This window comes from Sulfurovum sp. (assembly GCF_049668085.1).
Classification (GTDB): domain Bacteria; phylum Campylobacterota; class Campylobacteria; order Campylobacterales; family Sulfurovaceae; genus Sulfurovum.
In genome coordinates this window covers 1-5272 of sequence record NZ_JBATIY010000071.1, presented here as the reverse complement: position 1 = coordinate 5272, position 5272 = coordinate 1, and the positions used below count along the sequence as shown (strand labels likewise).

The following is a 5272-nucleotide window of genomic DNA, read 5'->3' as shown; positions in this document are numbered from 1 at the left end:
ACTTCTATCCGTAAATAAGATAGTCATTAAAGGTTAATGTATTTAACCTAGTTTTTTTAATATTGCCAATTACTTACTAAACGGTATAAAAGCATAGCCATCATTTTGAAGAGATATAACTCTGGTGATGGAGTTTGGCACAAGAGAAATGAATGTATGCAGATCATGATGCTCTATGCCAAATCTATCGACAGCGATCTGACAAGCTTCTATAGAGACATTCTCATGTTTAGAAACGATCTCTAATTTCTTTTGTATATTGTTCATCATTTTATCATCATCTTTGATTTTTTTTGAGACAATATCTGTACAACCAGAGTGAATAGTCAACACTACATTATAAGGTATGTTATTTTGAACATACTCTTTAATACTCAAATCTATAAGCCATAGTCTGGACGCTATATACTTCTTATCAGCACTGGAACAGTCAAATACGACATTCTGTACCTTGACTTCTTGTTGAGCAGGGGGAACGACCAACTGTGATATTTGTGCTAAACCATATACTGGTAGTAGGGCTGAGAGAGTTAATACTTTAATGAGTGGAGTGATTTTTTTATACATGGTGCCTCTTTCTGTGCAATAATTCATTTGCAGTTTTTTGATTTTTATGATTATTTCTGGATTATATGCTACTTCTACTTTAGTGTAGTATAAATAATTACGCTAACATACCCGCTAAATACCCACTGGCAAAAGACCATTGAAGATTATAGCCGCCACAAGGTCCATCTATATTCATTACTTCGCCGCAAAAGTACAGTCCTTTGAGCTTTTTACTCTGCATCGTATAGGGGTCTATCTCTTTCAGATGTATACCACCACGTGTGATCATCGCCATTTTAAAGCCGTCATGTCCATTTATGGTAAGTGGTGTCCAGACAAGAAATTTGATTAGTTTATCTCTTGCTGTTCCAGCTTGTTTACTTAAGGCTAGGGCTGGGTCTACTTCTGCAAGTCTACAGAGTTCTATACTTACAGACTCCGGTAGCAGGGTTTGAAGTAGTTGCAATGTATTTCGGTGAGGATCCTTAACCAGTTCCTGTTTGAAATGATCACGTATCTGCTCTTCATTCATCCCCTTGGTAAAATTGACAAGTACAGGCACTTCGTTAAACTTGCTTAAGATAGGAGTGATCTCCCTCGAAAAATCCAATACCACAGGACCTCTTATACCATTCTTTGTAAAGATGAGATCACCTTTGGCTGAGAGTTTTTTATATTTTTTCATATCAACACGTATATAGACCTTTGCGATGGTATCAGCTCTACAGTTCTCAACCCAGGTTTCTTTAGTTTTCAATGGCATCATCGCCGGATAGATATCTGTAACCGTATGTCCTACAGACTCTGCCATAGGGTAGCCGTCACCTTCTGCTCCAAGTACAGGATAGCCCATACCACCTGAAGCGATAACCACATTGTCAGCTTTAAAAGTATCTGTCAGTGTTTTGACCCCTGTCACTTTCTCACCATCATGCTCTAAAGTCACCACTTTTTGTGAGCATAATACTTCTATATCAAGATTTTGCATCTCTTCCCCAAGGGCATTAATGATAGTTGAAGAACTGTGGGTAACAGGAAATACACGGTAGCCGTCGGGTGCATGACTCTCAACACCGATCTCTTTAAAAAATGACATCAATGCTTTATGGTCCAGGGCATCAAGAGCAGGGGTCATAAAACGTCCATCACGTCCAAAACGGGCCATAAAGTCTTCATTTGAGAGTGTGTTGGTCAAGTTACAGCGTCCACCGCCTGTCGCCTTTAGTTTAGCACCAATCTTTGAAAGTTTCTCTAAAAGGAGTACAGACTTTCCTGTACGAGCAGCAGTAATAGATGCCATCATACCAGCTGCACCAGAACCGACTACTATGAGATCATACTTGACCAATGTCTATCCTCTGTTTTATGCCAATGATCGATAGATACGAGTAAGCACGTACTCTGCTGCAAGTATTGCCATCACAACAACAATAAATGCAACTACACCATGATAAGCACCAGAAAAGACAATGGCATCACCAAACAAAAATTGAAGTATCCAAAGCATAACGAATTTTGATGCAAAAAGGACAAACCATGTAGAGAATATATGCAGCACTTTTTTATTTAGTTTTTCGTTGGATTTCATATAGTTTGAGAGACGATGTTCAAGTGCAATGGTCATTTTAAGAAGTATCTGCAAAGTGATAGCTATAAATAATGAAAGACCAAAAGAGGTAATGGTAACTCTATCCCAATATTCAGCAAAAAAATTTAAGACTGTCAGGTCAACCAATACCCAGGTAAGATATTTTAAAAAGATCAACTGTTTAGAGGAGGGGGTATGCAGTACGCCCTCTTGAGAATTCTGGTTCATATCTATGCCTTTTTAATTTTTCTAGAAATTATAGAATACTCGTATAGCGTTTTAGTTGAAATATCACATATTAGTAAATTTATAAACCAAAAAAGTTACCTACATCATTTAGTTTTATAAAAATATTAGTACTGATAGAGCCTCCATCTACTTCTACAGTTTCTGTAAAGAGATCAAAAATGATCTCATCACCAGCGATATAGCGTTTCATCAAAAAGTTATTATCCTCTATCACTGCCATGCCTCTCATTACATAGCGTTGTGTAAACATATCATAGGAGATTTTATTTGCACGTCCTTTAAAATAATAGTCTTTTTCCAGGATCAAAAACCTAACATCTCCTGAAGCCTCATAGTATTTTGTTTCATTTTTATCATCAAGATAAACACTTACTCTATCGGCATCTATTGAACTGCCGTCAACTTTTATTTCAGCTTTACCTATGAAATGAACTTGATCTATTTCCGCTTCTATTTTAGTAGAATTGACATCCATTTTCCCTGCAAAAAGAGACTCTGTAAGTATGAGACAAAATATTATTTTTACAAAATTCATAACACCTCAATGTAATTTTTTAATTTATAATACCAAAAAATTATATAAAATTATAATAATCTGTAGATATATAAGTATGTTAAAATATGTCACTTAAAAAATAAAGGTTCTTGATGACATTGACACATCATACTATGCAAGAGATATTTTCCATTCTCGAAAACGGTCTGAAGAATGACTCATCCATCTCCTTTAATGTACTTGATCCAGACCTGATCAATGCATATGCAGGCTATCAAATAGTCATTGATGAGACAACCTATATACATAGAAGCTACAAAGCATGGACAGATCTTTCAGAATTGCTTATGTGCAAGATGTTCAGACCCAAAGAAGCAGCTTATCCTTGTGTGACGCTAAGGTTTGAGAAGTTGCAAAAAAATGAATCATTTCATATTGATACAGATATTTCAAGGGAAGAGAAATATGGAGTTGACTCCCCATTTTTCCAAATAAACAAGATGGAAGAACCTGCCTTTCTATACTACTACAAGCAAGCCCTAGAGAATGTAACACTAAGTAGAAGAACTTCTATTTTAAACCTCGGGATTAACACAGGAGATGAGTTTCAGGTTATTAAAAATAGTTTAGATAAAAAGACCTATGCCAATATAGATCTCATAGGGATTGATCATTCAAAAACAGCTATAGACTATGCAAAAAGTATTTTTCCTCAAGAGAACGTCACATTTCATGTACATGACATCAATGACTTAGATAGTTTAAACCTTGGAAGGTTTGATCTGCTCATCAGTATAGGCACACTTCAAAGCCCAAGTATCAACTTCAAGCCTTTTTTCATGTCATTGGTCCAAAATTATCTGGAAAAAAATGCTGCTATTATCTTAGGTTTCCCAAACAGCAGATGGATAGGGGGCGAGATGGTCTACGGAGCCAAAGCACCCAACTATGCCATGAGCGAAATGTCACTTCTTTTTAACGATGTCATCTTTTGTAAAAAATATCTGCAACAGCATAAGTTTCGTGTCACGATCACCGGAAAACAGTACATTTTTTTAACTGCAACAAAAATATAGTATATGACAGAAATATGACATCTGTTATGTTATATTACAATCAAGGGATAAAAACGGAGGAGAGTGACAATGAAAAAAAGAGTGCTGGAAATAATAGCTGCTAGTTTGAAAAACCAAGAAAAATCATTTGTGATAGCGATGATGCTCATGGGTATATTTAACTTCTCTATTGTCATCTTGATGCTAAGCAGATAAAGAATATATTTAACTTTTTTCAAGAGTATTTATTTTTAATACTCTCGAAAGGTGTTTGTCTGCTTGTAGAGGAAGCAATTCACTTATCGCTTTCCGCCACCACCTCCACCTTTACCACCTCTCATGCCGCCATTTCCACCTCTGTTCCCTTGTCCTTTACCAGACATATTACCACCTTGGCCTTTACCTGACATGTTTCCTTGACCCTTACCTTGTCCATTTCCGGACATATTGCCTTGACCTTTACCTTGTCCATTTCCAGACATATTGCCTTGGCCTTTACCTTGTCCATTTCCAGACATATTACCTTGGCCTTGACCATTAGTCCCCTGGTATTTATTCTGGTACTTGTGCTGATGCTTGTATTGTTTTTTTCCGCCACCAGTACCATTGTTTAGCCTTTGTTGTGATTGAAGCTGTGTTGTAAGATTTGTTTGAGTTTTTGTTGCACCTGCTGCAAATAGTGATGGTGAAGCTAAAAGTGCCAATGTACCTACTGTCAATAATGTTTTTTTCATATTTAAATCCTTGTTATATAAGTTTTGTAGTTATATTATACAAAAGAAGTGTGAATTATTAATGAAGTTTTCTTCATTATTATGCTGGATCCAATTCCCACTTATCTCCCTTGGTCAACTGTTTATTATGCAGTCTAGACAGAAGTAAAAGTGCCATGAGACCTCCAAAGAGTGCATATCCCATATCTGACTGAGTATCCCAGACATATCCCTGTGTACCAAGAAATGCTTCAGCATCTTCACCTACGGCAAGAGCTACCCACCATTCAACAAGTTCGTAGAATGCAGAAAATGCCAAAATGATACTCAGAATGATATAGTTTAGCCATATTTTAGAACTCTGTATGATCTCCTTGCGTATAAGTATCTCCCTGGCTAGTATTGCAGGAATAAAGCCCTGTGCAAAATGGCCAACTTTATCATAATTGTTTCTATCATGTTCAAAAATCTCTTTAAACCATTCAAAAAGTGGTACTTCCGCATATGTATAATGTCCACCAACCATCAAAATAATCATATGAATCAAGATAAGCGTATAGAGCAGAGGTGTTAATGGATACTTTTTATATGTAAGAACCAAAATAAATAATACAATGAATAC

At 36.3% G+C, this 5272-nt stretch carries 8 protein-coding genes; 2 read left to right on the top strand and 6 right to left on the bottom strand.

Annotation, left to right across the window (positions count from 1 at the left end):
* Positions 1–69 precede the first annotated feature (69 nt).
* The 4 genes from WBM70_RS04505 to WBM70_RS04490 all read right to left on the bottom strand — a co-directional run bounded on the left by WBM70_RS04505 (position 70) and on the right by WBM70_RS04490 (position 2921).
* Positions 70–567 (bottom strand): DsrE family protein, encoded by a 498-nt coding sequence (locus tag WBM70_RS04505; RefSeq protein ID WP_424557314.1) that lies wholly within the window; start codon positions 565–567, stop codon positions 70–72.
* A 97-nt stretch (positions 568–664) separates the two neighbouring features.
* Complete coding sequence (locus WBM70_RS04500; protein ID WP_424557313.1) at positions 665–1897, bottom strand: NAD(P)/FAD-dependent oxidoreductase; 1233 nt, start codon at positions 1895–1897, stop codon at positions 665–667.
* A 15-nt stretch (positions 1898–1912) separates the two neighbouring features.
* On the bottom strand, positions 1913–2365 hold the full coding sequence (locus WBM70_RS04495; RefSeq protein WP_424557312.1) for a hypothetical protein: 453 nt from the start codon (positions 2363–2365) through the stop codon (positions 1913–1915).
* Positions 2366–2444: 79 nt separating this feature from the next.
* On the bottom strand, positions 2445–2921 hold the full coding sequence (locus WBM70_RS04490; RefSeq protein WP_424557311.1) for an LptA/OstA family protein: 477 nt from the start codon (positions 2919–2921) through the stop codon (positions 2445–2447).
* A gap of 113 nt (positions 2922–3034) precedes the next feature.
* Here WBM70_RS04490 and WBM70_RS04485 point away from each other — a divergent pair, with 113 nt between their 5' ends.
* Positions 3035–3958, top strand: coding sequence for a methyltransferase domain-containing protein (locus tag WBM70_RS04485; protein WP_424557310.1), 924 nt, complete (start codon positions 3035–3037; stop codon positions 3956–3958).
* 69 nt (positions 3959–4027) lie between these two features.
* Positions 4028–4153: a hypothetical protein gene (locus WBM70_RS04480; RefSeq protein WP_424557309.1), complete on the top strand. Its 126-nt coding sequence runs from the start codon at positions 4028–4030 to the stop codon at positions 4151–4153.
* An 83-nt stretch (positions 4154–4236) separates the two neighbouring features.
* Here WBM70_RS04480 and WBM70_RS04475 read toward each other — a convergent pair whose 3' ends face one another.
* Together WBM70_RS04475 and WBM70_RS04470 are read right to left on the bottom strand one after the other, a co-directional pair.
* Complete coding sequence (locus tag WBM70_RS04475) at positions 4237–4671, bottom strand: hypothetical protein (protein WP_424557308.1); 435 nt, start codon at positions 4669–4671, stop codon at positions 4237–4239.
* Between the two features lie 79 nt (positions 4672–4750).
* The coding region (locus tag WBM70_RS04470) for a DUF2238 domain-containing protein (protein WP_424557307.1) at positions 4751–5272 on the bottom strand (522 nt) is incomplete at its 5' end.

Excerpts from the sequence above, each read along its gene's own strand:
- WBM70_RS04505 (WP_424557314.1), bottom strand. The coding sequence starts at position 567 with ATGTATAAAAAAATCACTCCACTCATTAAAGTATTAACTCTCTCAGCC.
- WBM70_RS04495 (WP_424557312.1), bottom strand. The coding sequence starts at position 2,365 with ATGAACCAGAATTCTCAAGAGGGCGTACTGCATACCCCCTCCTCTAAA.
- WBM70_RS04490 (WP_424557311.1), bottom strand. The coding sequence starts at position 2,921 with ATGAATTTTGTAAAAATAATATTTTGTCTCATACTTACAGAGTCTCTT.
- WBM70_RS04485 (WP_424557310.1), top strand. The coding sequence starts at position 3,035 with ATGACATTGACACATCATACTATGCAAGAGATATTTTCCATTCTCGAA.
- WBM70_RS04480 (WP_424557309.1), top strand. The coding sequence starts at position 4,028 with ATGAAAAAAAGAGTGCTGGAAATAATAGCTGCTAGTTTGAAAAACCAA.
- WBM70_RS04475 (WP_424557308.1), bottom strand. The coding sequence starts at position 4,671 with ATGAAAAAAACATTATTGACAGTAGGTACATTGGCACTTTTAGCTTCA.